Origin of the sequence: Pseudodesulfovibrio sp. 5S69, from assembly GCF_037094465.1 — a bacterium.
GTDB lineage: Bacteria > Desulfobacterota > Desulfovibrionia > Desulfovibrionales > Desulfovibrionaceae > Pseudodesulfovibrio > Pseudodesulfovibrio methanolicus.
This window is the reverse complement of sequence record NZ_CP146609.1, coordinates 1,633,908-1,659,763: the sequence shown is the minus strand read 5'-3', so window position 1 is coordinate 1,659,763 and position 25,856 is coordinate 1,633,908. Positions and strand designations below refer to the sequence as shown.

Sequence of the window (25,856 nt, the reverse complement as noted above, 5' to 3'; positions counted from 1 at the left end):
TCGCTGAGGGGCTTTTTCTATTTCACACAGAGCGGGTCAAAACTGATTGTTATATGCGTACGATATGCGGACACTGAATACTCGTACTTCATTGTAAGCTGACATTCAATTTGAGAAAATCGGCCACGTAAGTTGAGAAAACTTGCGTGGCCGATTTTCTGTTTGGCATGGCGGGTGCTATGCGCGGTGTTTTATGGGTGGGGAGAGTGTCTAGTTGGTGGGGGCCTTGAGGCGGGTTTTGGCGATCTTGAAGTAGTCCGGGGACAGTTCGATGCCGATGAACTTACGGCCTGTGTTTTGGCAGGCCGCTCCCGTTGTGGCCGAGCCCATGAACGGGTCGAGGATCGTCGCGCCTGGGGGCGTCACCTCCAGGAGGGCCTCCAGCAACGGAATGGGTTTCTCCGTGAGGTGCATACGGCGTTGATGGGCGACGATGGACTGTGTGTACACGCCGGGCAGGCAGCGCCGGTGGGAACGTGCAAGGCGGTCCTTGACGCCGAAGAGCACGAACTCGCATTGACGGGTGAACTCGCCGCAGATGGGACGGGCCGACGGCTTGTGCCATACGACGATATTTCGCCAGACCCAGCCGCCCGCCTGGAGGGCATCCGACATTGCCGGAAGTTGCCGCCAGTCCGTAAACATCATGCAACTCCCACCCTCTTTGGTCACGCGGTGGCATTCCGTCAGCCAGAGCGTGGCCCAGGTGATGAAGGAACGTTGGTCGCGATTGTCGCCGGTGAAGGAGCTTCGTTTCGTTTTGACGTCATGGTCCTGGTACTTCTCCGATGGCGGGCGCTGGCGTTGGGCCGCGTATGTCCCCCCTGTTGAATACGGTGGATCGGTCAATACCGCATCCACACTTTCGGTTTCCATGGTCATGAGGTTTTTTAAAGCCTCACCTTGGCACATGGTTGCATTGCCTATCTGTATCTTCACACGAATCTCCGGTGGAGGCTCGTCGGCTTTCTGGGTTGAGGCTCGTGGCTTTCAGGTGGTTGAGGGTGCCGCAACGGGGGCACTTGATTTGGAGGTTGATCGCCTGCCCTTTGCCGAGCAGACGGTTGCAGTTGCCACAACGAATTTCAGATTTTCTCATTTCAATTGACACTTGGGTTGCCCCTTGTAACCCTGCCGCTACCCTGATCAGGGGAATGGAGCAGCGGGTTATCTCGACGGGCGGCGGCTGCCGTCCGTGGGGCCGTGTCCCGGCGTTGCAGCGCCGGGGTGGTGGGGGCGTGTCTGCGCCCCCGCCTGTTCCTCAGTCAACAACCACATGGAGGTAACTTATGGCCATTGATTACTTCTATTCTTGGGATTCTTTCATCGGGATTTTTGAAATCCACCACAGGGATGACGACTATTGGGAGCTTCACCTAGGTGAAGACCATCTCGCCACGACTGGCAGCCCACAGAGCTGTGTGACTATGCTGAGACACGGAGAGATCGAGGTCAATTGGGGCGACGAAGGCCCTGATGCCGTCCCTCCCCTTAGCGAATGGGCCGAGGTGGATTACTAGGTCTAGTTGCTTCACCTATTCGATTGTCAAAGAACTAAACAGTTACTCAGGCTCTACCGGCCACGTCACTTCCGCCGGGAAGCCCTCCTGTTGGGGAATGTCGCGCAACGCCTGCCGGTAGGTGGTCCATTCGGCTACCTGTTCCGTGGTCAGGGGGGCGTCTGCTACCTGTGTCCAATCGCATTCATCGAGAAGCGTATCGCGTTGGGACCGCACGTCCGCCGCCGCCCTGTCCGTGTTGTAGGCCCACGCGGCGGCGTCGGCGTCCCAGGTCGAATACACGCCGTATTCCGGTTCCAGAGCGGTATACGTGTCGGGGACCGTCTGGTCGGCGGCCACGTACATCACTTCCCTGGTGGATTTGTTGTAAACCGGCTTTTTGTCCGTGGTGTTCGGGTAGGTTATGACGATCCACCCATCCGTTTCGGTTTCCACGGCCTCGCCCCGGTCCTGGGTGTTGGGGTCGCCCGCCCATGCCTCGTAGCGCACGGGACGCACGCCAAGCACGTCGATGCGCGCGATCCACGCCGCCTCGGTCTCGGCCGCGCGCTGTGCCAGGTAGCTGGCCGGGTAGATCTGGCCGTTGTGGTTGACCTGCCGGGCCGGGCCGATAGTGCCGTCAGGATATTTGTATTTGTTGATCATGTCTCCTCCGGTCGGTTATGGGTCGATAAAGTGCAATGAGTAGTGGCCGTCTCCGCCTTTGCCTCCATCCATGGTGGCAGTTCCGCCAGGGCCGCCGCTTATCAATGGAGTGATAGAGCCGGTCAAGGATGCGCAAAAAACGAAGATAGCTCCCGCACCGGAGCCGCCTCCCCCGCTGCGCACGCCAGACGGGCCACTGCCTCCTGGGCTACCTTCGGCGGCCAATTGAGCAAAGCCAACGACAACGATGGCGCGCGCGATGAGGATGAGCAAACCGCCGACGCCGTCCTCACCGTCCTCTCCTGACTTGATACCTAGCCCGCCGGGGTTACCAGCCCCGCCGCCGCAACCATTGCGTGTACTCGCAAAAGGTGCAACGCCAGCGCTGCCGGGTCCTCCATACTCACCGGGAGCCAGACCGGGGGCTGCGTTGGCCCCCCCCACACCGGGGCCACCGGCATAGCAAGTACCGTCCGCGCTGGGAGGAGTCTGGGAGTTTGCGCCGTAGTTGCCGCCACCCCCTCCGCCTCCCGGCGCGTTCTCTCGCGCGGAACCATCATAGCCAGGCGAGTCCGGAATATCCTCATTGTATGGCGCACCTGCCCCCCCTATGCGCGGTATGGCTATGACCAGCCCATCGCCATCGACAATGGGCTGGTTGGCTTCGGAGGCCAGCATAGCCAGGCCCAGGCCTAAGCCCAATACGCCGGTATGCGTATCAGTCTGTCCATGGGCTAATCGGCGTAGGATAATACCCTCGGCAGGGACCGCATTGCCATCTGACGGGGCGACCGGGGTGTCGCTGGTGGTGGTCGAGTCGGCCGGGTTGGCGTGACAGCCACGTGCGGTCATGGACAGGGCCTTGCCGCTGATCGTGGCGATGCCAGTGCAATAGACCAGCAGGCCACGGCAACGATTCATCACGGTCAGTGTGTACCCGCTGTCCACGGTCAGGTTGCAGGCGTTAACCAGCACCATGTCGCCGTCTTGCACGGACGGGATCAAGACAACCGACCCAACTATCGTCCATCCGGGGATGGTCGACCAGGTAAAGCCACCATCAAAGGACTGCTCGGCACCGGCCGAGCCGACCCTGATGTCGCCGTCGCTACCGTCGCCGAACCAATTGCCGGGGCCCCGGCCTGCCATGAGAGTGCGTTTGAGCCAGGCCATTAGCTCACCTGCGCGAAGCCGTTGTTCGCCATGTACCAGGGCTCAACGGCATCGGTGTCGGGGTTGTAGACCGGCAGCAGCTGGAGCAGGTCGCGGGCGTTGGCGTCCGTGGACACCTCGTAGCCCGTGCCGCCCACAGCATAGAGCCCGGCGGGCATGGTGAGCGTCCGGCCGCCCGTGGCGTCCTGAATGACGGCCAGGTCGTAGGACCCGCCCGCCGCGTAGTTGGTGATCGTCAGGTTGGTCACGTCCTGGTCCAGCAGGAGCACGGCGCTGGGCGCGGCCGTGCAGTCCCAGACCACGGCCCCGGCGGTGATCTCCAGCTCAGTCTGGGCATAGCGCTGGGCGGCTTTGTAGGTGTGGGGATCGGACAACAAGTCCGTAACTTCTTCGGTCAGATGCTCATGCCCTTTGGGAGCGTATTCGCCCAACAGAGTTGCATGGGCCTCCTCGGAGACGTTGTGCTTTTCGATCTCGGCTGCCACATGCTCTTGGCTCGCCAAGACCTTGGTCGTGTCCACGGTCAGATTGATGTTGTCGGTGTTGGCGAACTTGACCGGGGCGGTGATGACCAGCTCGACCTTGTCCGGGGCCTCGGGGGCGGGTTTCCAGGTTTCGGGGTGGCTGCTCAGGGCCAGGAGCGTGTCGTCCGCGTAGATGGCAATCTCGCGGATGTACCAGCCGCCCACGGTGATGGGGACGTGGCCCTGGAATTCGACCTCGCCGGACGCGGCCACCTCGATCTTTTGCAGTTCGCCCCGCCATGTTTCGCTGACCAGGGCCTCGGACGTGTCCGTGTGGGCCACGGGTGCGCCGCCGCCGTCGCCCACGGCCATATGGGTAGCCTGGAGCTTGGTGCCGGTCGCTTCGGACTGGGCATATGCGTCCAGCCCGGCTTTCGTGAGAATCAAAGACATGGTTCCTCCTTATGCGCGGACTCGGGCGACGGTATGCGTGTATCCGCCGCCGTGGACCGCACCGATGATGCGTATGGATGTCGTGCGTTCCGGGGGCAGCCGGACGCGGATCGTCGTGTAGGTGATGCCGCCAGCGTTCACTCCGCCGGGGACCGAACTGGCCGCCTGGATGCCCGCCAGCCTGGACCGGGCGGGCTTGGTCTCGTTCGCCATCCAGGCGATGCGGGTGAAGTCCTCCGCCGCAATGCCCGTGCTCGGCACCGGCACCTTGGGCTTGAACTCGGCCCAGCGGGCCGGGTTCTCGTGGCGGACGTTGAGCATTTCCGTGCCGGGGTAGCCGAAGTGGGCCAGGATTTGCGGCATGCCGAGCTGGCCGCCGCCGAGGCGCTGCCACGCAAAGGCGCGGATGCAGCGTTCGCGGTACTGTTCGTCCGTTTCCTCGGCATACTGGGTGATGCCCCGGCTCTCGGCGTGCGGCGGGATCATGTCCGGCTCGCAGGTCCAGGGATTGAACTGGTTGCGAAGGAAGATGATGTCCCGCCGCGCTTCGTCCAGGGCGCGGGCCAAGCCTTCCACCAGCGCGGCCAGCGGGCCGGGCCGGTGGATGAGCGGCCAGCGTAGGGTCTTGAAAAAGTAGTCCTTGAACACGCCCATGGCTTATTCCTCGCTGGCCTCGGCGGCGGTGAGGGTGAGGCTTTCCAGCGTGGCGAGGGCGTCCGCCGCCACGGCGACGTCGCCGACCGGCGAGGCCCAATCGACCTTTTTCACGCCGGGCACGGCCATGACGGCGGCTGTCAGGCGGTCCATGGTGACGTCCTCGCCGATCTGGAGCGGGGTGATGCCCTTGACCGTGGCCGGGTCGGTGAACAGGGCGCGGAGGCGCTGGGCGGTCTCGGCCTTGGCGCTGTCGGCGTGGGTGCCGGGATAGAGCGTCAACGCGCCGGTGATGGCGAGCGGCACGGCCTGCGGGCCTCGCGCCTGCCAGTCGTCGTTGACCGGCGGCCCGGCCTGCACGTCCTCGGGCTTCGCGCCGGTGGCGACGGCCTGCCGGACGTCTTCCAGCAGCGCAGCGGTGGGGATGCCCGCCGCGCCCTTGACGATGACGTCCACCGTGCCCTGGCCGCGCGGATGCTGGTCCAGCACCTTGACGGCCACGGTGCCGGTCACGGACAGCGCCCACGAGGCGTAGGCGTACTTGGTCATGCCGTTGTTGCCCATCCAGCGCAGGATGTACCGCTCCCGGAGCTTGTCCAGCGGCTCGATGTCCGCGCCTTCCGAGGTCAGCCAGTCGGCGGCGTTGGCAACGGCGTCCACGCCGGAAATGGCCGTGACCATTTCGGTGATCTGCCCCGCCGAGGCGTTGGCGGCAGCGCCGTATTCCTCGGCCTCCACCTCCACCGCGACCTCGTTCATGCCGTTCTGGATGACCGCGTCCTGGGTGGTGACGTAGCGGTAGACCTGCCCGGCCCCGTCCGTTTCGGTGCGGACGATCTTGCCCGCCGGAATGGGCACGTTGCCGGAGGTGGACACGCGGGCGAAGCGGACCATGCCCCTGGCCTTGGTGGCCTGCTTGCGCGGCGCTTCCACCTGCTCGGCGTGCCATTCCATCCACGCCTCGTCGGTGGCGGTTTTGGGTGCGGCCTGCTCGAACACGGCGGCCAGGAGCTGGTAGAGCTGATAGAGTCCCCAGCAGAAGATTTCGAGCAGCCCGCGAACCACGCCCTTGTTCAGGTTCAGGCGGCGCGGCAGCCATCCCTTGGCCGCGTATTCCTCCTGCACGTCCTCCACATGGCCGAAGACCATGGAGCGCACGTCGTCGAGGGTCTTAGACAACTGCGGGGTCGGCATCCTGGATCACCATTTCCTTTTTGGATTTGTCCACCGTGATGACGAGGTTTCGCTCGTGGTCGGTGTCGATGAAGTGGAACGAGGATTCGGCCCGGATGGACGTTGTATCCCAGTGCGTGACCGAGCAGGCCACGGTGCCGGGCTGCACGCGCGGGTCCTCGTTCAGGCGGCGCTTGACCTCGACCGAGAAGCCGATCCGTGCCTCCTCGGTGCTCTCGGCATAGACCCAGTCGCGTAGGAGCGAGCCGAAGCCCTTGTCATAAAACAGGGAAGCAAGGTACGTATCCAAGCGAAGGATAATGTCCTGCACGCCTGTGTCTGGGCCGTCGGTGAGCACCAGCTCGCCGTTGGCGGCCACGCGGGCCTGCATGTCGGTGTCGAGGGCTATGTCTTGGCCGAAAATGTCAGTCATGAAAGGAGCCGCCCATGCTTAATAGGGAATTCCAACGCAAAACCCTGGAGTATTTGAGAGATGAATATCCCGGCTATGCGGGTTGCGATGGCCTTAAGAGGCTTGAGGTAAACAAATCTGACGAACAAGATGATGGCTCTATCGACTACCATCTGGACCAAATAATGACCCCAAAGTGGATTATGGCTAATCTTTCCTATTTGGCGGAGCATGGTTTGGTTGCTTTCGTGGAGGCCAGAGGACTTATTGTCTCTTATGCTGAGGCTAAAATAACGGCCAAGGGGCTCGACTTTCTTGAAGATGATGGAGGGCTTTCCGCCATCCTCAACACCGTGACGGTCAAGTTCGACGTGGACAACGTCCGGGAGTTGGTTGAGGTGGGACTGCTCACGGCCCATGTGCCGGAGGATAAGCAAGGCGCTTTGCTGAAGGCGATTCGGAAAGCTCCCGGCACCATGCTGCAAACGGCGGTGACCAAGATGGTTGAAAAAGGAATGAGCGATCCGGTTGGCACGGCCAAGGCTGTGGCCGGGCTGTTTGGGGTTTCGTGGTAATTGGGCAGTGTTCGGTCCGTCCGCGAAGATGCTGATTCCGAAGGCATAATCCCATCGAAAGGAGACAGGATGCATATCAACCGTGCGTTTCACTTTGATTTTCTGAATAAGCTTGCAGATAAATATCCCGATAAAGTGCCAGAGGAGATGGTGGAGGACTATGTTCTCCGTTGGTGTGAAGAGCACAGTGTTTCTCCTGCTTATATTGGCTTTTCGAGCGGTGAACATTCTTTGTTTCTGGACGCAAACCTGAAATACCTCGAAGAGCATGAATTGATAAAAACCGGAAGGTCCCTCCCTACGAGAATTAGCTCTCACGGCAATCAATCGACTCCTTTCCGCCTCTCGACAAAGGATGCTCATATTACGGCAAAGGGGCTTGACTTCCTTTTGAACGACGGAGGCCTTTCCGCTATTCTCAACACCGTGACGGTCAAGTTTGATGTGGGCAACATCCGTGAGTTGGTCGAAGCGGGCCTGCTCACAGCCAATGTGCCTGAGGAAAAGCAAGGCGCTTTGATGAAGGCGATTCGGGAAGCGCCCGGCACGATGCTGCAAACGGCGGTGACCAAGATGGTTGAAAAGGGCATGAGCGATCCGGTCGGTACGGCCAAGGCCGTGGCCGGACTGTTCGGAATAATGTGGTAAGAGTGTCGTATTCATGCCGCTGTTGGAGGCCTCGTGGGTCTGCATGTCAGAGCCGGAGGCTATGGCTTGAGCGAAGATATTAGTAATAAAAGGAGAAATAGTTGTGAGTGATGAGTCATATGTTATTTTAGCGACTTTTGAGCCGACAAACCCTATTAGCGTTGCTGAAGTACGCAGGGCCTTTGGGGAAAATGGAAAAATCCCATCGGTTTCGGGCCTATCAGTATTCGTCAACATACTCATTAAATTTGCTAAAGACGGGCGTATTGTCGTGCTCTTAAGAGAAAAATTGGACCATCCAATTGTGCACGTAGAGCCTTCAGGCTCACAGTACCTTGACTCTGAAGTGATAAGTTCTTTGGATGCGGCTTTTAAAGAAGACGCGGCAAAGTGGAATTGAATCATATCGCCCCTCCACTCCGGCTTCCTGCATAGCTGTTCCCAGCGGTGTCCAGGTTGCCGCCGATCTCCGCGTCTTCCAGGACGGTGAGGCGGGTACAGACGATGGGGCCGACCAGTTGGAGGCTTCCCTCCTGCGCGGTGTGGGCCTTGCAGCTCACGTTGCCGATCGCTCCGCCGGGGCCGGAGGATTGGACGTTGCCCTCCTGGATGATGAGCGGGCATTTTAGCGTCCAGACGTTGCCGATGGTTTCGGTCTTGTTGCCGCCCACTTCCACGGTCTTGTCACCGCCGATCCGGGTGGTGGCGTTGGCCGGAGTGATCTCCAGGATGTTCTTGGCCGCGTCGATCTTGATGTACGTGCCGTCGCTGTGGTGGATCACGTAGGCCCCGACCTCGCAGGCGGGTGCGCCGTTGCCGGTCCAGCGGAAATTGGAGATGCGCGGAAAGTTGGGGTCGCCGTCGTAGTATTCGAGGTCGCAGAGCGAATCGACCAGCGGCGGGCAGACCACGCCGCGATTCGGCCCGGCCCACATGATGGGGATTTCCACGCGGGGAATCACGGGTTCCTTTTCGTCCACGGAATCGTCGTTGCGGAGCGGCTGCACGTCGGCCCAGTAGCGGCCATCCTCAGCCGGATAGGTGGCGACGATCTTGGCCTTGCGCACCACGCGGTAGTAGGCGCGGAGGTTGGGCATGGCGATCTCGACAACTCGCTGGAGGAGGCGTAATAAATTTGTTTTAGACATAACAACCAAAGGTGTTAGAACTATGGATGATGCAAAAGTTATTTTGGAAGATGGAACAGAGTATCCGATTGTTGTTGGGTCTTTTGAGACAAAAATTCCTGTCACCTTGAGAGCCATTGGGCCAAAGGGGGTAAAGGTGAGCAAGCCCCATGTCGACATATATTTTGAACCTTGTGAAGGTGAACAGTCTATTTCTCGATTGCGTTCCATGGAAAGGGCCAAGATGACTGTTGTGGCGAACACCAATGAGTATTATTTTAAAAATGTATCTTATGTGGGAAAAGAAACAACAGGATCGAAGATGATTTTTGAAGGGGAGAAACTGTAATAAAAAAAGCATCAGTCTTCCATCCCATACTTGATATATGTCCGCACGCTTTCTGGTGTGATGGAATGCTTGGCGTGCAAGACGCGAAGTTCTTGATCGACAAAAAGACGGGAGTCGATCAGATGAAATAACCGGGAATGCGAAAGGCCCGGCAGCAAGGCGGTCTCCACCTGATGGAGGCCGCCTTTTGCGTGGGCGGGCAGGTGGCGGATCAGGTTTTCGCCGGTGGCGATGACCGGCACGTCGCCGGGCTCGTCAAAATCGCCGAGGTTGAGGCCATCGGCACCGAGCCAGAGGGCGGTTCGGCGCATGTCGTGGCCGTAGGCGCGCTGCAGGGAATGGAGCAGTTGCAGCACGGCCTGCCAGATCGGCAGCGTGGACACGGGCAGGCGCGGGATGATCTCGTCGGGGATGTCCACCCGTCCAAGTGGCAGGCCCGCGTGGCCGAGGATATGCCGGGCGATGGAAAGGCTGGAATCGTCGGTGTAGCATTCGGTGATGAAGGCGCTGGCCAGGGGCAGGGCTAGGCTGTCTGCGGTCAGGCAAACTTGATCGCGGGAGACGCGCTCCAGGGCACGGAGCGTCCCCTGCCACACGGCGGATTCGCCGCCGCGATAGCCGTACTCGATGCGCACGGGATCGCCGTAGGTGAACAGGTCCCCGGCCTCGCCCTCGGGATCGGGGACGTGGACGCGGGCCGTGTCGAGCGGACGGTGCCGGACGGACAGGATTTCCAGGCGGGGGCAGCGCTCAATGACGTTGCCGCCGATTTCGATATGCAGACGGATACCGGCGATCATCGGGCACGCTCCCCTATGGACACGTCCAGGCCGGGGCCGATGCCGACCTTGACGACGGTTTTGCCGACACGCCGTTCGGCCCGGATGATGGGCGGGCGGTGCTCGGTGAACCGGAGCGTGGCGAGGATGACGTCGTCCTGGTCGGTTTCTGACGAATCCAGCCCGGCAAAGACCACGCGCTCGACGCCCCGCGCCGAGACATGGGCGTTCGCCACGTCCAGAACACGAGGATTCGCGCCGTTGTCGTGGCCCCGGAACAGCGCGTCCAGGGCGGCGAGCTTGTCGTAGCAGGTGGTGTCGTCCGTGAGCAGCTCCACGGTCAGCGTGACGGCGCTGTCGTCCCACCCCTTGGGCGTCTTGGTCTTGCCGGAGAGCCCGTCGCGCTCGGCCTCGTCGAAGACCACGGCCCCGCGCACGTTCAGGCTTTTGAGAATGCCCGGCACGAGCTTGGAGCCGAGGCGCACCTCGCCGTGGGAAAAGGTCAGCATGCCGTCCATCAGTCCCACCCTCCCGATTCCGGACCGGAGCCGTCGTGCTGGGCCACGAGCTGCTGGAGCGCCGCCATGAAGCCGTCCGCGTCCTGCACGCCGGGCAGGGTCACGGAGAGATGCTGGATGGTGACGGTGTTGCCCGACCGGCGGACCGTGGCCCGGTCCGGCGCTGGGGCGAACGCCGGGACCGGGGCCGGTCCTTGGATGGAAGAAGGGGCAGGCGGGGCGACCGCAAGGTTGGCGGCCACGGCCACGCCCGCCAGTGCGCCGGTAGCGGTGGCGTGCAGGTTCGGGGCGGCGGCGCGGATGCCGGAGCCGAGGGTATCCATGATCTTGGTGCCGGACAGGGTCAGGGCCGAGAGCGGCCCTTCCTTGGCGTCGGAAAACGGCAGGAGCTGGCGGACCTTTTCCAAGCCGGTCTTGACCAGATCATACGGCATGGTGATGACCGATTTGATGCCGTCCGCCAGCGTCATGAACAGCTTGCGGCCCGATTCGCTCAGGTCGATGTCGAACAGGGAGGTCAGCCGGTCCCACAAGGCCCCGGCGGCGTTGTAGATGTCGGTGAAATAATAGGCGAACGCGCCCATGATGCCCGCGCCGGACAGGATGGAGAAAAAGTCGCCGACCGCAGAGGCGGCGGCCTTGATGTTGTCCCACAGCATCCCGAATCCAGCGGCAAGATCGTCCATGATCTCCCGCGCCTTGTCGCAATTGTTGTACAGGGCGATGAGTCCGGCCACGAGGCCGACCACGGCCAGAACTATGAGACCGATGGGGTTGGCGAAAAGTACGGCATTGAGCGCCCCCCATGCCACAGTCCCGGCCCATACCGCAGCCGACATGAGCGTGACGGCGATGACAGTCACGGCGAGCACGGCGACGATGACCAACAAGAACTTGCCAACCGGGTTGGCGGCGATCATATCCAGGCCGCGTACCACCCATGTGGCGGCTTGGGCTACCGCCCGCATGGCGGGCAGGAAAAGCGAACCGATGGTGATTTGCAGGGACTCGAAAGCGCTGCCGAGGGCCTTCTGGTCTCCGGCCAGGTTGTCGTTTTGCCGGGCTGCCACCTGGGCGGCGGTGCCTGCGGCGGCGAGCTGGTCGGCGTACTCGGTGATGCCGCCCGCCCCGGCCTGATCGAACAGGGCCAGCACGGCGCTCATGGCCTCGGTGCCGAAGACGGTCTTGGTGAAGGCCATCTTCTGGGCGCTGCCCATGGTTTCCGTGGCCTTCGCCATGTCACCGAGGATGGCGATGGGGTTGCGCAGATTGCCCACTGCATCCGAGGTGATCACGCCGAGGGCGGCCATGGACTTGGCGGCCTCGGAGGACGGTGCGGCCAGCCCGTTGAGCATGGCGCGGAGCGCGGTACCGGCCTGCGAGCCCTTGATGCCCACGTTGCCGAGCAGCCCGGCCATGGCGGCGGTGCCTTCCAGGGACACGCCCGCCTTTTCCGCCACCGGGGCCACGTATTTCATGGTCTCGCCGAGCAGCTCCAGGGAGGTGTTCGAGGTGGTGAACGCGGCGGTCAGCGTGTCGGCGACGCGCGGCATTTGCGCGGCCTGCATGTTGAAGGCGGACAGGATGTCGGACGAGATGTCGGCGGCCCGGCCCAGATCGGTGGCCCCGGCGCTCGCCATGTTCAGCACGGCGGGCAAGGCGGCCACGTTTTCGGCCACCGAGAACCCGGCCATGGCGAGGTACTTCTGCCCTTCGGCCACCTGCATGGCGGACCATGCCGTAGTGGCCCCCAGCTCGCGGGCCGCGCCGGAGAGCGCCCGCATGTCTTCGGGCGTGGCGCGGGACACCGCGCCCACGTTCGCCATGGCCGCTTCGAAGTCGGATGCCGTGGAGATGCACGGCGCAAGGGCCGCCAGGAGCACCCCGGCGGCCAGGGCAATGGGCAACAGCGATTTCGCCAGCCCCAACGCTCGGGAACTCAAGGAAGCGGCGGCGCTGTTGGTGGCGTGCATCTGCCCCGCAATCTTCCTCAGGGGAGCGGTGATCATGTCCACGAGGGACATGGATGCCATGACGCTGAAAATCTCCATGTGGCCAAGATAGCCGCATGGAGATTTTCATTCAGGAAGCTGTGCAAGCTGTGCTTGAGAAATGTGTAACTTTCTGATTAGGTATTTCCGTAAATAAACTTACCATCAGAACAGTGCGGAGCCACAACATGGAACAACAGAATAGAAGTGAAATTAGGCAGTCTGAAATCGCGGATTTGTTGGACAAGGTTAAAAAGCATAGTTTTGGGAAATATCTGTTAAAGACGAGCATGTCGAAAATCCGCGGTTTTTGTGGAGAAGACATTGTATTTGATTTCCCTGTAACAGCTCTAATCGGCCCCAATGGAAGCGGTAAATCTTCTGTTCTCGGCGCAGCGGCCTGCGCATATAAAATCATTAAGCCCGGTATGTTTTTCCCCAAAAGTGCTATTGGTGATGACAGCATGTCAGGGTGGCGCGCGGAATACGAATTAATTGATAAAGAGACTAATCCTCGGCAGCTCATTAGAAGAAATAGCAACTTTAAAAAAGCTAAATGGGTTAGGCGTGATGTTGCCGAAAGACCCGTTCTTTTTTTTGGAATTGAACGAACGGTACCTGCCGGAGAAAAGCCTCGCTTTAAAAAGTTGATGCGTTCAACTTACAGGCATACAGGAGTTCTTGAGAATTTGAGCCCTGCCGTGGCTGTGCAGGTTTCACACATACTGGGCAAAGAAGTATCTGAATTTCTTGTTGCCTCAATCGGCCAGAATGATGATTTTCTTGTAGGCAACCATAATGGGAATGAGTTTTCAGAGTTCCATTTTGGGGCTGGAGAATCATCAATAATTAGGATGGTAAAAGAAATTGAATCAGCACCAAATAACGCATTGCTTCTTATAGAAGAAATTGAAAACGGCTTACATCCAATAGCGACTAGGTGTATGGTTGAATATTTGATAGATGTAGCCAAGCGTAAGGGAATCCAGTCTATTTTTACAACTCATAGCAACGATGCATTGATGAGCTTGCCTAACGAGGCCATTTGGTCGTGTGCAAATGGAAAACTAAAACAAGGTAAGCTTGATGTTGAGTCGCTTCGAGCTGTTTCTGGGAAAATAGATAAGGATGTAGCTATCTTTGTTGAAGATGAATTCGCCAAAGAGTGGGTTGCAACAATTCTGAGAAATGGACTGCGACAATCGTTTGAGCGTATCGGTATATATGCTGTAGGAGGAGATGGGAACGCATTTTCAACTCATCTACACCACAGGCAAGACCCGTCGGTAGAATCAAAGTCATTATGCATTGTTGATGGCGACTCTGCCGTAAATGAAGATGTTGATGAATGGATATTCAGATTGGCAGGTGAACAGCCCGAACGTACGATTTATCAATATATTTTGGATAATGTTGACGAGCATGCGGCCGTTCTAGCCGTTTCTTTGCATAAGAGTCCGGATGAACAAGCTTATGTTGTTGAGTCAATTAGGAAAATCATGCTGAGCAATCGCGATCCCCATTTGCTCTTTACGCAGCTTGGCATTGAATTAGGTTTTGTTGCTGAATCTATCGTGCGTAGTGCTTTTCTGACCTTGTGGGCGAGAGAAAACAAAGATTTTTGTTCACAACTCTGCGACTTTGTTCGTAGACGATTACCTGCCTAATCTAGCGTAGCGTTCCTCTAACCACATAGCTTGCGCAGCCTGCCGGGCAAAGACCTCAACAACCGGGGACGGCGGCTCATGGAGCCAGTGCTTGATCAGCACGGCGTATTGAGCCATTCCGTCCCCGTTCAGTTGTTGCAGGTTGCGCTGGATCAGTTTCCCAGGTCACCGAAGCCGCAGGAGCCCATGAGCGCCCCGCCGAAGGTGGAGGCGAGGCCGGAGTATTCGTCCAGGGCCGTCTTGAGCCGGTCCTTCTCCTCGGGCTGGATCGTCTCCACGATCAGGTTGCGGAAGGCCTGTCCCGCGTTCTTGAGCACGGTCTTCTGCACCCGGTTGACCTGGGGCGTAGAGGGGCGTTTGAAGTGGAACTTGAAGCTCACGTCCTTGTCCTTGAAGCGGTCGAAGAACTCGTGCTTCAGCTCTACGTATTCCGTCGCCTTGGGGGTCTCTTTTTCTGCCATGGTATCCTCTTTTCTCAGGTTGGTTGTCCCGGTTTACAGAGCCGGAGTGCCGCCCCACTTGATGGGGGCCAGGATGGTCAGGTCATGCTTGAGGGCACCGGCGTTGTCGTCGTCCTGCCCGGCGCTGGTGTCGCTCTTGGTGATCTTGACCGCCGGGAGCGTGTCCGTGACCGTGGGCATGTCATCGTTGCCGTAGCTGACCACGATCTGGAAGGGCTTGCTGTTGTAGACCGAGCCGCCCAAGGCCTCGCGCAGGGCTTCCGCCTCGTCGCGGTCCAGCTCCATGGAGCCGGTGGCCTTGTAGTTCTTGCGGCCATAGCCGCGCGGGACGCTGCCCTTGCCGTACCGGGCTTCAATGGGCCGTTCATCGCTGTAGCTGATGTTGGTGATGCCCACGGCCACGCCGCCCGGCAACTGCACCTCGACGCTTTCCCAGTCATAGAGATTGCCGTTCACGGTCATTATGCGGCCTCCTTCAGGCGCGGATCGAAGTTGGACCCGGCATAGGTGAAGTTGGAGAAGAGCTTGATCTTGCGGATGATGGGCACGCCGATCAGGGTCTGCTCCACCCCCACGCCGTTGTTGACGATATCCTGGCCGGGCGGGATGGCGATGACGTACCCGACCAGCTCCTTGGGCTTGGCCTTGGTCATGGTGTCCAGGGCGTTCTCGATGCTGCCCTTCAGGTAGGCGAGGCCGGAGGCGTTGCCTTCCTGCGTGGGATCGCCCGCCTCGTCGTACATGGATTTGAGCGCCGCGATGCGGGCGAGGCGGACCGCCTTGAAGACCACCCGGAGGATTTCCTCGAACTGGAAGTCGCTCGTCGGCTCGGCCAGGGTGCGGGAATCGCCCCAGTACACGCCGGAAAGCCCGGCGTACGTCTTGGCGGAGACGGCTCCGGCGCTTTCCAGGGCCTCGTGGATGCCGTTCTCCACCCAACCGTCGGGCAGCGTGCCCTGGCTGACCGGGCCGTCCTTGACCCTGCCGGTGGCGCGGTGGACCGGGATGGACAGGACGCGACCGCATTGCAGGCCGCCCCAGTTGCGCAGCTTGCGCAGGCCGGTGGAGTCCGAGACCTCGCCGAAGGCGGCGATGGACTGCACAAAGCGGTGCGAATACTTGGCCCGTTCGGCCTTCCAGGCGGCCACCCAGTCGTTCAGGTCCTCGCCATCGTAGGGCAGCCGGAATTCGGTCTTGATGTACGTGGGCCGGTGCAGGTTCCACAGCTCGTCCACCCTGGCTCCGCAAGCGGCCCAGTCCACGGCGTCGCTGGGGCCGACGATATAGACGAATTCGGGGTCGTACAGGGAGAGCGGGGTTTCCAGGGCGGCCATGACCGCCGTGATGGACGGCACCGGGGCGTTCAGGCGGCAATGGTACTCGGTGCCGAGGGTCAGGGCTTCGTCCGGGACGGTGATCGTCACGCCGGAGGACGGGACCGGGATCGCGCCGTCCACCGGGATGGTGCGGATGGAACTCCAATTGTCGCCGCCGTCCTCGGAGAGCTGGTAGGTGCCGACGTTGCGGCCCCCCGCGCCGGTGACCAGCAGGACCACCTCGGCTCCGGCCTTGACCGTGCCGGTGACGGTGATGGCCGGGCCTTCGCCGATCCGCTTGACCGGACCGATGGGGCCGCGCACCGCGACGGCGTAGGCGTCGTCCTTGACGTGCGCTCCTTCGGCCAGGGTCAGGACCGCGCCGGACGCGCCCAGGGCGATCTGTCCGTTGGCCGGGGTGGCCGTGGCGTTGTCCCACGTCTCCCCGCCGTCCAGGGACAGCTTGTAGGTTGCGGTGCCGAGCTGACCGGCCACCACGATCTGCACGACAGCGTCCGTATTGGCACCGGCCACGCCGCTGGTGGTCGCGTCGGGGCCGGTGCCGGTGTGCCGGACGTTGCCGATGTAGCCGCCGGGCAAGCCCGCGACCGGCACGGCGATGACGACCGGCTCCTGGCCGCCGGTGGCGAAGATATCGCGCAGCCGGTCCACCAGGGGACCGGTGCCGAGCTGTTCGGCCAGATCGCTTCGCTTGCCCAGGAGATAGGCCTTGCCGACCGTGCCCTTGGAGCACACGCCGACGATGACGGCGGAGCCGGACACGTTGCCCGGCGCGAGGCCGCTGGTGCCGTCGATGAGGTATTCGATTACATCATTCATGGTTTCCCCCTAGAGAGCGCCGCCGCCCAGCGGGCGGGTGCGCAACCGGTTCAGGGCGTGGTCGAATTCGGTCCTGGCGACCTGCTTGCCTTCCGCCCAGTTCATGCCCACGCGGAGCGCGGCGAGTTCCCACGCGGGAATTCCAGCGTCCTTTGCCAGCTCCTCAACGGGGAACATCGGCGGGGCCTCAGTCTTGTTCTTGCTCATTGCTTGCCTCCCTGTAGTCGGGGGTAATGGTCACGCTCGTGATGAGCGGGATCTCGTTCTCGGTGGTGGTCAAGCCGGTGAAGGTGATGTGGAAGGTCTTCGACCGTTTCTTGAAGACCTCCACCTTCTTGGTTGTGAAGCCGCCATACTCGGCCTTGTTCACGGCCACACTGACGGCGTTGCCGTACTCGTCGGCGGTACGCTTGGGCAGCGCGGCCAGGAAACGGCGGGAAAATTCCTTGAGCCACGCCTCGTCGTCGGCGCGGATCGCGGCCCGCACCGGCAGGCGGACGGCCTCCCTTTCGCGGGTCAGGGTGCGGTGGGTCCGCTCCTTGCCGACCGTGGCCCGCTTGCGGATCGGGCGGCCCGTGCGGGTATACTGCGCGGCGAGATAGGAAATCTCGACGCGCTTGCCCGGCAAGGTGATGCCGTCCCTGTCGGGTTCGATCATGACGGCGCTTTCGGGCAGGCCCGCCGCAACGGCGGCTGCCGTGATGACGTCGGTAGCGACCTGCCTCATTGGGAGCCCCCGAGGATGGACACCAGGTGGTCGGCGAGGATGGCGCGGGCCTCTTTGATATCGTCTTCGGAAATGCCCAGGTACGGACGCTCGGGCAGGGTGACGGCATGGCCGCGCCCGGTTTCGCCGCCCAACTGGTGGATGCGCGAATAGACGAGGTTGCTGCCCACCACGACTTGGTCCGGGCTGGCCTCGTAGCCGATGGAGCCGCGCAGCCGCCCGGTATCCACGAGCGTCTTGCCGCCTTCTCGTTCAGCCCGTTGCGAAACCGGCCAGGGCGTGCCGTCCGGGGCCGTGGACGTGTCGAAGCGCTCCACGGTGGAGGAGGTCAGCATCTCGCCGATCTCTGCCATGGCCGCTTTGCCCTGCCGGGCCTTGGTCACGGCTGAACCGAGCATGCGGTCCATGCCGCCCCAGTCCAGCTTGAAAGATGTACCGCCCATCACCAGCCTCCCAGGTCGATGGCGGGCTTGCGGGTCCTGACGATGAGGGAATCGTCGGTGCGGGCTTCCTGGCCCAGTTCCTTGAGGCCGATGTTCAGTTTGGCGTCGCGGATGGCCTCCAGGTCTTTGACGGCCTGCTTGTATTGGGTCTGGAGCGGTATCCAATCGTTGTTGGAGCCGCCCTCGGCGGTCATGAGGGAGGTGATGCCGCCCACAATGCGGTAGGAGGTCATGACGGCGGCTATCCGCTTGAGGGTGTCCGGGGTCTGGGTGAGCGGCAGCTCGAACCGGGCGCGGAGGGCGTCGTCGATCTCGCCGGACACGTTGCCGAGTGTTTTTTCGACGATGCCGGGCGTCTGCCCCTCGGCGGCGGTCAGGTACGCCTCAAGCACGTAATCGGTCAGGTCGGCTCTTTCGCAGTACACAGGTGCCTCGCATTCGCGTTTTGGACTGGTTTTGGACTGGTTCAAGGGTAGCCGCCCGCATATCGCGTCCTGCCGGGGGGTGAAACGCGGCAGGACGCGAATATGGGGTTTAGGCCACTTTCCCCCAGCAGATGGACTTGGGAGAGCGGCACGGCAGCGGCTTGGACTGGCCGATGATGCGGTAGCCGTTGCCCTCGGGCAGCGTGACCGGTTTGGGGAAGAACGGGTACGGCTGGAGCTTGGCGTCCACGTCGTCCAGGGCGCAGTAAATGATCTTGGCCGGGGCGTCCTTGGCGTAGCCCACGATCTCGCCGTCCGGGACCTTGGCGACCGGGTTGCCGGTCTTGGGATCGCGGTAGCGCTCGGACATCTTTCTCACGGTGTAGGTGCCGATGTTGATGGCGTCGCCTTCGACGGACACGCGGATTTTGGCGGTGGACTTGAAGTTTTCGGCCAGGGCGAAGATGGCCAGGAAGGCCTCCTTGCCCGCCAGGAACTCAATGTCGCCGCCGTAGCCGCCTTCCTGGATGGCCGTCTCCATGTCGGACAGGTGCCGCATGACGTCGGCCATGCCTACACCTTCGGCGGTGTACGGCTTTGCGGGATTCTCGCGGAGCGGTGCGCCGAACTCGACCTCGTAGGTGTCCCAACCGCCGTCCATCTTGACGGGCCAGGAGATGGTACCGGTCAGGGCCGTGGCCGCGATGCCTTCGGTGGTCTGGCGGCAGGTGGTGCGCAGGTAGTCGATGGTTCCGCGCGTCCAGGCGTCGAGGCTGGCCTTGTCGGCCATGATCATGCGCAGGTTGTTGAGGTCTTGGCCGGTGACGTCCTTGGACGGCTTGACGGGCAGCGGCTCGAGCATGTTGATGCTTATGCTGCCGGAGCCCACGGGCGTGGACAGACCGCCGCGCCGGACCACCGGGGCCGTGCCGACGATCTCCAGGACGTCGCTGATGCCCACGACAGCGAAGGGATTCTGCGGGCGGGCGGGGAAGCAGTTGTCCATGATGGAGGATTTGAGCTTGGGCAGGGCTTTCAGGTGCATGGCGACGGCCTGCGGGGAGAAAAGCCCTTTGAGCTGGGTAAACATTCGTGTCGCTCCTTAGACGGCGTAGATGCCGATGGTTGCGAGTTTGTTGATGTCGGCCTCGGTGGCCGGGTCGCCCGCGCCGATCTTGAGCACGCTCTGCCGGACGGTGCCGTGTGCCAGGGTGAAGGCCGAGGTCTCCGTGGCGGTGTCCACGGGTTCGTCGATGACCGCCACCGGGGTGCCGGTATCGGCCTCGCCGGTGTACGGGACCAGCTCGGCGTTCTCGTCCTCCTTGACGATGAGGCCGATGGGATAGACGCCGTTGTCGGCCTTGACCCTGCGGGAGCCGGTGACGGCGGGATGGTGGTCGGTGTGGGCGCGGTCGCCCCCGGCGCTGATGGTGCCGATGTTGCCTTTGATGGTCATGGGATGCTCCTTAGACGTACTGGGTCAGGTCTTCGGTGACGGCCTCGTCCGGGCCGGACGGGGCGCTGAACTCGTGCAGCAGGCCGTGGCCCTTGTTCTCGGCCATAAAGCTCAGGAAGTGGTCGACCAGGGGCTTTTTGCCCTCGCCTTCGCTGAAGCTCATTTCCTCGCCGCCGTTCTCGCCGTCCATGGCCTCGCAAAATGCAAGGACCTTGTCCTTGTGGGCGGGCAGGAGCTTGCCGTCTTCGATGAGCTTGTCCACGCGGGCCGTGTGGTCCGCCGAACGGCGCTCGGCCTCTTTCTCTTTGGCCGCGTCCTGATTGGCCTTGAGGTCGGCTTCGGCCTTTTCGCGGGCGGCTTTTTCCTTGGCGGCTTCTTCTTTCGTCGCCTTGAGCTGGGCCTTCAGTTCCTCTTCCGTCATGCTGGGTTCCTCCGGTTTCGGATCGCCCGGCACGTTCTCCGGGGCCGATTCGTTGAAGTTGAAAAACACGGTCATGCCTTCGTCTTCCTGGAATTCGATCTCGCCCAACCCCTTGACCGCCGGGGGGACTGCGCCGAGCAGGCCGAGGTGGCGGATTCGCAAATCGGGCGTCAGGCTGAGGCTGACGTACTTCCAGGCCTTATTCTTCACGCCTTGCCGGGCTTTGTCCGTAAAGCGTGCAAACTGTGCTTGCAAAAACTCGCCGCTCCGGCGCACCGCCGTGAACCAGCCCTGGGCCGGGTCGCTATCCTTGGGATGGCCGAACACGACGGGCGGGTCTTCGGTGCGCTGGGTGAAGTTGCCGACGATGCGGTCCAGGTCGCCCTCGGTCCACGTGCGGGTGCGGCCCGAACTGTCCGTGTGGGTGCCTGTCCTGAAGATGTTGATCCACTTGCCGCTCATTTGACTTTCCTCCGTCCGGGGCTTAATTGTTGTGCATATCGTGAAGGCTGTCGGCGTCCGTATCAGTCCCGCCGGGGTTAGGGATCAGAACTGTACGGAGCTGGCTCAAGGACCGGACTACTTGAGCGATTCACGATAAATCAGCATTCCCGCCCGTTCCTTTTCCGCCTGCTCATAGATCGCCTTCTGGCTGCGGTTCGCCCTTGGGGCGAAGGCCGTTGCCCCTGTCCAGTTCCGCCCGAACAGCGAGAACGAGCTGAAGCCGCATACCTCCTTTGTCGAGGGCATGCGGAAGAGCCGGATCATGCGCAGGGTGAAGTACATCTTGCCTGTCTTTTCGTGGTCCATGGGCCGCCACCAGACCTCGTAGGGGTCCTGGATGGCCCGCGCCAGCAGTCGCATGTACGGGCGTTTGTCCGTCCACGTCGTTTTCCACTCGCCGCTCGTCTTCTCGGTGAACAGCCATTTGCTGACCGTCACCGGGAAGCCGTGCACGTTGATCACCTTGCTCCCGTTGATGTCGGTGATGCCGAACTCGCCGAGGAAGGCGCGGACGTAGTCCTCGGTTGCAAGGCCGGTCTTGGGCAGCAGGTCGCGTTCCTTCACGACATGGATATGCCTGGGGTCGATGGCCGAAATGGGCAGCTTGCACGAGTCATCCGCGAAGTCCCCGCGCCGACAGAGCGTCGGGACCTGCACGTCCCGCATGCCTTCCATCTCCGACGGCGTCAGCCCGGCCAGCCAGTCTTCGCCCACGTTGGTGGCCCATCCCTTGTCCGGGATCGGCGTCACAAAGGATTCCATGCCCGTGGCCGGGTCCTTCACGCGGATCGTGTCCGGCATCTCGGTCTGCACCTTCAGGCCGCGGGCCTTGACCTGGCGCTCTGAGAGCGTGATCACCACGCACCGGCAGGCAAAGCCGTTGGGCGGGTACCACGTCTGCCAGAACGGGTGGTCATGCGGGAAGACAAGGCCGTCCACCGCGAGGTGGGTCTGCCGCGTGCGCCGGTCGTGGACGGCCACGAGCTGCCAGTAGGGCCGGGACTTGGCCACACGCTTCATTTGCCGGTAGCGGCCCGCCATGTAGGCGCTTTGGATATTGGTGCGGAAGATGTTCTCGATGCGCCACGCCTTGTGGCCGGTCCACCCCTGTTGCTCAATGATGGAGCCGATGCGGCCCTTGAAGTCCCGCAGGGTTTCGCCGTCTTCCAGGGCCTTGGCGATGGCCGCATGGACGCTGCCGACCTGATCCATCTTGGCGAGGCCGGACACGGCGAAGGCGCGGGCGCGGGCGGCGGCGTTCATGGCCTCGAATTCCCTTGCGGAGACCGGGGCCTTGCCTTTCCAGAACTGGATGGCCTCGGCGGGAGCCAGCGGTTCAACGGTGACCGGCATCGGCTTCCTCCTGACAACGCACGCACAATCTCACGCCTGGAACGGCCCGGCGGCGGGCTTCTGATATGGGGGCATCGCATTCGGCGCAGTGATGCAGGGCCTCATGGTACGGCGCGGCGCAACCGGCGTTTTGCAGGGCTATCTTGCGGTGCAGCGCCTCCATGTCCTGGGCCATGTCGCATTCATCAGCCATCGGCTTCCTCCTGCGCCGCCATGGTCCCGAAGGCCTGGGCGTTGAGCATGATGCGGCCCGCCAGCTCGGTCAGTTCGTCCTGTTCAGCGTCCTGCCCCAGCAGCTCGGCCAGCATGATCTGCATGTCCTCGAACGACTCGGCGCTCCGGACGATCTTCTCAATCTGGGTGGCAATTTCCGCGTTGGCTTTGACCGCCTGCGGGATGATCTCGGCCACGGCCTTGTCGATCACCTCCTGGGCGTCCTGGGCATCGGCGAATTCGATGTATGCGGCGTGGTCCGCCGGAACATCGGTAGCGGCCCCATCAAGGTCGAATTCGTCGTCGGCCAGCCCGTAGCGGCGGGAGAAATGGCTCTTCTTGAAGCGCACGCCGACGCTGTGCAGCTTCTTGTCCAGGTCGGCCTGGGCGTCGAAGTCCTCCGGCTCGTCGTAGCCGAAGACCGGAGCCAGGACGCTGGCCGGGGCGTTCACATCGCGGTAGGCGAGCGCGATGTCGTTCATGGCGCTGACCACGAGAAACAGGTCCGCGTCGGCAATGTCCTCGGCCACGCTGTAGTGGGTTTCGCTGGCCGCCCGGCTGCCGTTGCCGTCCATCTCGGCGGTCAGGGTCTGCCCCGTGAGCACCTTGGATATGGCCTTGTCCCAGCGGCGCAGATACCCCTCATGCAGGTCCCCGGCCTTGCCGGAGGCGCTAGCGAGTTCGACCTTCGCGCCGTTGGGCAGCACGGCCACGGCGTCCTGGACCATGGCGGCAAGGTCTCCCGCCATAGACATCCTGGCGGCGCGATCCGCGTTGTGCGGCGCGTAGGCCAGGACCCATGGCTGCCCGAACTTTTCGCAGAACCGGGTCAGGAATTCGATGCCGCCGCGCTTGAAGGCCACGGGCCAGAGGCAGCGGGACAACAGGCGCAGGCCGTAGGGGTTTTCAAAGGTCGGGAAATGCCGAACCAGCACGAACTTGCCCGGAGGCAGCGGCGTGTCATAGGTATAGGTGTCGCCGCAGAAGACGGGCCGGTTCTTGTCGTCGAAGGCGAACCACGACCTCGGCTTGGCAACGATGTCTGCCAGCCTGAGCTTGCCGCCGCGTGGCTCCCAGATGAGCTCCAGCACGGTCAGGCCGTAAAACGGCGCGTCCAGCATGGAGCTGAACACGTTGCGCAGGTTGATGGCTTCCAGATCGGCCACCAGATCGTCGCAGAGCCGGGCCGCATCGGCGGCCACGTCCTTTCCTTTGGCCTGTCCCGGCGAGAAGTCGTAGTCCTGCTTGTTCAGCACGCGCAGCTTGCGGTTCTGGATCGCCATGCAGACTTGGTCGTCGGCGGTCAGATCATCCAGGACGTCGTCATATTCGCCGCGTTTGCGGAGCACGGGATCGGGGTCCGGGAGCTTGCCGAGGAAGCTGCCCACGTCCGCGCCGGCGGCGAGCCGGGTGGCGAACTCGGTGGTCAGGTCGGTATGCGACTCCCCGAAATCAATGGGGTCGCCTTTGTGGTCGTAAATGAGCATCAGTATCCTCTCATGATTCCGTTGGCGGCGGATGCGCCGCCGGTGCAGAAGTCCCATTCTTCATCACTGGGATCGAATTTCCGGGCTGCGGAGAGGGCCAGGACAAAGGCGATGGCCGAATCCCCGTGCCGTTTCCCTTTGTCCTTCCGGTCCTTGGTCCGTGCGTCGCGGGGGACCTTGGGGATGCCTTTGACCTTTTTGACGGCCTTGAAGTCATCAAGCACATCGTCGTTTTGGGGGAGCGTTGCCGTGCGGTCTTCCAGAGCCGACTTGGCGGGCGGCCAGTTTTCGAGATTCCACGCCTCGTGAAACGTCACCTCGTCGATAATGTCCGGGCCGAACTTCTGGCGGGCGCGTTCGGCGAGGAAGGCGCCGTTGCCTCCTTTGTCCAGTGCGCCACCGGAAAGCCTGGGCAAACGCTCGCCAATGTAAAAGAGGGCCTGCTCCTGCTGGGTGAAGGGGCAATCCCGAAGCTCAAGGATAAACGGGGTGTGGTACGTCAAATCCGGCTTTCGCTGGAGAGGCCAGATGCACGTCAGGTCGATAAGACGCCCGAAGTCCTCTCCGAAATAGCTGGGCCAGTCGGCAAGTGTGGCGAGCCACGGACCAACGTGCTCTTCCAACCAGTCTTGCATCTCGCTCTGGCGCTTTGCATCCGGCCAGTCCACAAAATCCTTTGCAGGAGGCTCCCAACGGAGAACGGGAACGCTCTTTTCCATACATCCTTCGATGACCGTGCGGACCAGATACGCACCGCCGGATTTGGCGGGAATGCAGAAAAGTTCTTCGTCGGCTCCATCGCCATAGTCCGCGACAAGCGATTCGCGCCACGCGGCTTCGGCCTCGGGACTCCATGCCTGCTTCTTTGCCTGACAGATCGCATGGTAGAGGCCTTCGCCCAGGGCATCGTCCAGTGTGGTCCGATGGAGGGAGTAGTTGAGCTTGCCAGCCAGGATTTCTTCCACGACCTCGTTGAACTCGGAGTCTTCGCCGTTGTGGGAGGAAATGAGGGCCACGTCGCCGCCCCACATGATCAAGGCCAACGCTGCCTTGAGCAGCGCCCGCAAGTCCTCGACAAATGCAGCCTCGTCAACCCGGACGCGCCCCTGCTTGGAACGTAGGTTCGACGGATTTGAGGAGAGGCCCTGCACCACAAACCCGGAGGCGAAGCGCACTTGGAAAATGGTGACGTCCTTTTCTTCATCCTCCAGAACGATCTCTTCCATTTCCCCGGCGATGAGGTTGTACTTTTTCGCCCAGTCCGCCGTGTCGCTGACATACTGCTTCGTCATGTCCTTGTTGTAGGACAGGTAGTATGTGGACATACCGCCTTCCTCCTTCGACTTGGAAGCGATAAGGGCGCTGTCCGCCGCATCGCACCAGGATGCGCCAATACGGCGGGACTTGAGCCAAACCTTGACCGGTGATTTGTCGTTGATCCAACGCTTTTGATACGGGAGCAGCTTTGCCATCAAATAATCTCCCTGATACGGGCCTCAAGGTTGGCGGAAAGGGTCTTGGCCTTTTTCGTTGTCGCTTCTGGGGCGACCTTTGCCTTGAGTTCCATGATGAGTTGCGTTGCTTTCTGCACCTCCTGGACGGCTTTGAAGTCCAAATCTTCCGGGCTTTGCAACAATCCGTTGAGTTTCAGCTCCAGGGCTTCCTCCAGGGCGGCGACCGCTTCATCTGGGGTGCGGATCGGGCGCAACTCGTTCTGCTTGACCGCGCTCATGAGCTTCTGGGCGCGGGCCGCTTCGGCCTGCTTCATGGCGAGGCTTTCCAGCGCCGAGACCGCAAAGCCGTCCTGGGCGTTCTGGCTCTTGATGAGCTTCTTGAGCATCACAGAGCGGGCCAGGATGGTGTCGGCGGCAAGGTCGGCCTCGGCCTGGGCGAGCTTCTCCCGCTTGCCGCGCCAGTCGTAGGTGGCGGCCCAGCGCTTGAGCGTGGACGCGGCCACCCCAGTTTCCTCGGCGACCTTCTCAAACGTCAGGCGGGCCACGCAGTAGAGTTCCTGCGCTTCCCATACGGCTTCGGGCGGGTATTCGCGTCCGATGCGTTCCAC

The 25,856-nt window shown here is 61.8% G+C and carries 33 protein-coding genes; 6 read left to right on the top strand and 27 right to left on the bottom strand.

All coding sequences use genetic code 11. From position 1 onward, the window contains the following. Window positions 1-210 precede the first annotated feature (210 nt). Entirely contained in the window at window positions 211-876 is a 666-nt protein-coding gene (locus V8V93_RS07745) for a DNA-methyltransferase (RefSeq protein ID WP_338670169.1), read from the bottom strand. A 22-nt stretch (window positions 877-898) separates the two neighbouring features. After that, window positions 899-1,099, bottom strand: coding sequence for a Com family DNA-binding transcriptional regulator (locus tag V8V93_RS07740; RefSeq protein ID WP_338670168.1), 201 nt, complete (start codon window positions 1,097-1,099; stop codon window positions 899-901). Window positions 1,100-1,289: 190 nt separating this feature from the next. On the opposite strand from V8V93_RS07740, the gene V8V93_RS07735 reads away from it, so the two are divergent. Continuing rightward, complete coding sequence (locus V8V93_RS07735; protein ID WP_338669790.1) at window positions 1,290-1,520, top strand: hypothetical protein; 231 nt, start codon at window positions 1,290-1,292, stop codon at window positions 1,518-1,520. A gap of 42 nt (window positions 1,521-1,562) precedes the next feature. On the opposite strand, the gene V8V93_RS07730 is transcribed toward V8V93_RS07735, so the two are convergent. Genes V8V93_RS07730 through V8V93_RS07705 form a run of 6 tightly spaced genes read right to left on the bottom strand, consistent with a single transcriptional unit; the run spans window position 1,563 to window position 6,515 of the window. After that, window positions 1,563-2,165 (bottom strand): tail fiber assembly protein, encoded by a 603-nt coding sequence (locus V8V93_RS07730; RefSeq protein WP_338669789.1) that lies wholly within the window; start codon window positions 2,163-2,165, stop codon window positions 1,563-1,565. A 15-nt stretch (window positions 2,166-2,180) separates the two neighbouring features. Beyond that, entirely contained in the window at window positions 2,181-3,338 is a 1,158-nt protein-coding gene (locus tag V8V93_RS07725) for a hypothetical protein (RefSeq protein WP_338669788.1), read from the bottom strand. Further along, the gene (locus V8V93_RS07720) at window positions 3,338-4,255 is read right to left on the bottom strand and encodes a phage tail protein (RefSeq protein ID WP_338669787.1); all 918 of its coding nucleotides are present in this window, start codon (window positions 4,253-4,255) and stop codon (window positions 3,338-3,340) included. Before V8V93_RS07720 ends, V8V93_RS07725 begins: the two co-directional genes overlap by 1 nt. 9 nt (window positions 4,256-4,264) lie before the next feature. Further along, window positions 4,265-4,909, bottom strand: coding sequence for a phage tail protein (locus V8V93_RS07715; protein ID WP_338669786.1), 645 nt, complete (start codon window positions 4,907-4,909; stop codon window positions 4,265-4,267). Window positions 4,910-4,912: 3 nt separating this feature from the next. Next, window positions 4,913-6,088, bottom strand: a complete 1,176-nt coding sequence (locus V8V93_RS07710) for a baseplate J/gp47 family protein (RefSeq protein ID WP_338669785.1) — start codon at window positions 6,086-6,088, stop codon at window positions 4,913-4,915. Continuing rightward, entirely contained in the window at window positions 6,081-6,515 is a 435-nt protein-coding gene (locus tag V8V93_RS07705; protein WP_338669784.1) for a baseplate assembly protein, read from the bottom strand. The genes V8V93_RS07710 and V8V93_RS07705 overlap by 8 nt, the downstream gene beginning before the upstream one ends. A 14-nt stretch (window positions 6,516-6,529) precedes the next feature. Between V8V93_RS07705 and V8V93_RS07700 the strand changes: the two genes are divergently transcribed. The 3 genes from V8V93_RS07700 (at window position 6,530) to V8V93_RS07690 (ending at window position 8,117) form a co-directional block, all read left to right on the top strand. Beyond that, window positions 6,530-7,069, top strand: a complete 540-nt coding sequence (locus V8V93_RS07700) for a hypothetical protein (protein ID WP_338669783.1) — start codon at window positions 6,530-6,532, stop codon at window positions 7,067-7,069. Between the two features lie 69 nt (window positions 7,070-7,138). Continuing rightward, a complete protein-coding gene (locus V8V93_RS07695) occupies window positions 7,139-7,717 on the top strand; it encodes a hypothetical protein (protein WP_338669782.1) in 579 nt (192 codons plus the stop codon). Window positions 7,718-7,820: 103 nt separating this feature from the next. Next, on the top strand, window positions 7,821-8,117 hold the full coding sequence (locus tag V8V93_RS07690) for a hypothetical protein (RefSeq protein WP_338669781.1): 297 nt from the start codon (window positions 7,821-7,823) through the stop codon (window positions 8,115-8,117). Between the two features lies 1 nt (window position 8,118). Here the strand turns inward: V8V93_RS07690 and V8V93_RS07685 are convergent, their stop codons facing one another. Continuing rightward, window positions 8,119-8,814 (bottom strand): baseplate assembly protein, encoded by a 696-nt coding sequence (locus V8V93_RS07685; RefSeq protein WP_338669780.1) that lies wholly within the window; start codon window positions 8,812-8,814, stop codon window positions 8,119-8,121. Here V8V93_RS07685 and V8V93_RS07680 point away from each other — a divergent pair. Further along, entirely contained in the window at window positions 8,813-9,193 is a 381-nt protein-coding gene (locus V8V93_RS07680; RefSeq protein ID WP_338669779.1) for a hypothetical protein, read from the top strand. The genes V8V93_RS07685 and V8V93_RS07680 overlap by 2 nt on opposite strands. Window positions 9,194-9,204: 11 nt before the next feature. On the opposite strand, the gene V8V93_RS07675 is transcribed toward V8V93_RS07680, so the two are convergent. The 3 genes from V8V93_RS07675 to V8V93_RS07665 are packed head-to-tail and all read right to left on the bottom strand — an operon-like array spanning window position 9,205 to window position 12,523. Further along, a complete protein-coding gene (locus tag V8V93_RS07675; RefSeq protein WP_338669778.1) occupies window positions 9,205-9,993 on the bottom strand; it encodes a hypothetical protein in 789 nt (262 codons plus the stop codon). Further along, a complete protein-coding gene (locus V8V93_RS07670; protein ID WP_338669777.1) occupies window positions 9,990-10,490 on the bottom strand; it encodes a hypothetical protein in 501 nt (166 codons plus the stop codon). The genes V8V93_RS07675 and V8V93_RS07670 overlap by 4 nt, the downstream gene beginning before the upstream one ends. Next, window positions 10,490-12,523 carry a phage tail tape measure protein gene (locus V8V93_RS07665; protein WP_338669776.1) on the bottom strand — a complete coding sequence of 678 codons (2,034 nt, stop codon included), beginning with the start codon at window positions 12,521-12,523 and terminating at the stop codon, window positions 10,490-10,492. The genes V8V93_RS07670 and V8V93_RS07665 overlap by 1 nt, the downstream gene beginning before the upstream one ends. Window positions 12,524-12,669: 146 nt before the next feature. Here V8V93_RS07665 and V8V93_RS07660 point away from each other — a divergent pair, with 146 nt between their 5' ends. After that, window positions 12,670-14,148, top strand: coding sequence for an AAA family ATPase (locus V8V93_RS07660; protein WP_338669775.1), 1,479 nt, complete (start codon window positions 12,670-12,672; stop codon window positions 14,146-14,148). 152 nt (window positions 14,149-14,300) lie between these two features. Here V8V93_RS07660 and V8V93_RS07655 read toward each other — a convergent pair whose 3' ends face one another. The 15 genes from V8V93_RS07655 to V8V93_RS07585 all read right to left on the bottom strand — a co-directional run bounded on the left by V8V93_RS07655 (window position 14,301) and on the right by V8V93_RS07585 (window position 25,856). Then, window positions 14,301-14,609, bottom strand: coding sequence for a hypothetical protein (locus V8V93_RS07655; protein ID WP_338669774.1), 309 nt, complete (start codon window positions 14,607-14,609; stop codon window positions 14,301-14,303). A 33-nt stretch (window positions 14,610-14,642) separates the two neighbouring features. Beyond that, window positions 14,643-15,071, bottom strand: a complete 429-nt coding sequence (locus V8V93_RS07650) for a hypothetical protein (protein WP_338669773.1) — start codon at window positions 15,069-15,071, stop codon at window positions 14,643-14,645. After that, the gene (locus V8V93_RS07645; protein WP_338669772.1) at window positions 15,071-16,765 is read right to left on the bottom strand and encodes a DUF2586 domain-containing protein; all 1,695 of its coding nucleotides are present in this window, start codon (window positions 16,763-16,765) and stop codon (window positions 15,071-15,073) included. The genes V8V93_RS07650 and V8V93_RS07645 overlap by 1 nt, the downstream gene beginning before the upstream one ends. Before the next feature lie 9 nt (window positions 16,766-16,774). Next, window positions 16,775-16,972, bottom strand: coding sequence for a hypothetical protein (locus V8V93_RS07640; RefSeq protein ID WP_338669771.1), 198 nt, complete (start codon window positions 16,970-16,972; stop codon window positions 16,775-16,777). Next, window positions 16,953-17,492: a hypothetical protein gene (locus V8V93_RS07635; protein WP_338669770.1), complete on the bottom strand. Its 540-nt coding sequence runs from the start codon at window positions 17,490-17,492 to the stop codon at window positions 16,953-16,955. Before V8V93_RS07635 ends, V8V93_RS07640 begins: the two co-directional genes overlap by 20 nt. Continuing rightward, complete coding sequence (locus tag V8V93_RS07630; protein ID WP_338669769.1) at window positions 17,489-17,935, bottom strand: phage virion morphogenesis protein; 447 nt, start codon at window positions 17,933-17,935, stop codon at window positions 17,489-17,491. The genes V8V93_RS07635 and V8V93_RS07630 overlap by 4 nt, the downstream gene beginning before the upstream one ends. Next, window positions 17,935-18,360, bottom strand: coding sequence for a DUF1320 domain-containing protein (locus tag V8V93_RS07625; protein WP_338669768.1), 426 nt, complete (start codon window positions 18,358-18,360; stop codon window positions 17,935-17,937). The genes V8V93_RS07630 and V8V93_RS07625 overlap by 1 nt, the downstream gene beginning before the upstream one ends. Before the next feature lie 109 nt (window positions 18,361-18,469). Then, window positions 18,470-19,450, bottom strand: a complete 981-nt coding sequence (locus tag V8V93_RS07620; protein ID WP_338669767.1) for a major capsid protein — start codon at window positions 19,448-19,450, stop codon at window positions 18,470-18,472. Between the two features lie 12 nt (window positions 19,451-19,462). Then, a complete protein-coding gene (locus V8V93_RS07615; protein WP_338669766.1) occupies window positions 19,463-19,816 on the bottom strand; it encodes a hypothetical protein in 354 nt (117 codons plus the stop codon). A gap of 10 nt (window positions 19,817-19,826) precedes the next feature. Continuing rightward, window positions 19,827-20,699, bottom strand: a complete 873-nt coding sequence (locus tag V8V93_RS07610; RefSeq protein WP_338669765.1) for a phage protease — start codon at window positions 20,697-20,699, stop codon at window positions 19,827-19,829. A gap of 117 nt (window positions 20,700-20,816) precedes the next feature. Continuing rightward, window positions 20,817-22,094, bottom strand: a complete 1,278-nt coding sequence (locus tag V8V93_RS07605; RefSeq protein ID WP_338669764.1) for a phage minor head protein — start codon at window positions 22,092-22,094, stop codon at window positions 20,817-20,819. Beyond that, window positions 22,078-22,287, bottom strand: a complete 210-nt coding sequence (locus V8V93_RS07600; RefSeq protein WP_422394412.1) for a TraR/DksA C4-type zinc finger protein — start codon at window positions 22,285-22,287, stop codon at window positions 22,078-22,080. The genes V8V93_RS07605 and V8V93_RS07600 overlap by 17 nt, the downstream gene beginning before the upstream one ends. Beyond that, window positions 22,280-23,794 carry a DUF935 domain-containing protein gene (locus V8V93_RS07595; RefSeq protein WP_338669763.1) on the bottom strand — a complete coding sequence of 505 codons (1,515 nt, stop codon included), beginning with the start codon at window positions 23,792-23,794 and terminating at the stop codon, window positions 22,280-22,282. Before V8V93_RS07595 ends, V8V93_RS07600 begins: the two co-directional genes overlap by 8 nt. Continuing rightward, window positions 23,794-25,266: a hypothetical protein gene (locus tag V8V93_RS07590; RefSeq protein WP_338669762.1), complete on the bottom strand. Its 1,473-nt coding sequence runs from the start codon at window positions 25,264-25,266 to the stop codon at window positions 23,794-23,796. The genes V8V93_RS07595 and V8V93_RS07590 overlap by 1 nt, the downstream gene beginning before the upstream one ends. Next, on the bottom strand, window positions 25,266-25,856 hold the full coding sequence (locus V8V93_RS07585) for a hypothetical protein (protein WP_338669761.1): 591 nt from the start codon (window positions 25,854-25,856) through the stop codon (window positions 25,266-25,268). The genes V8V93_RS07590 and V8V93_RS07585 overlap by 1 nt, the downstream gene beginning before the upstream one ends.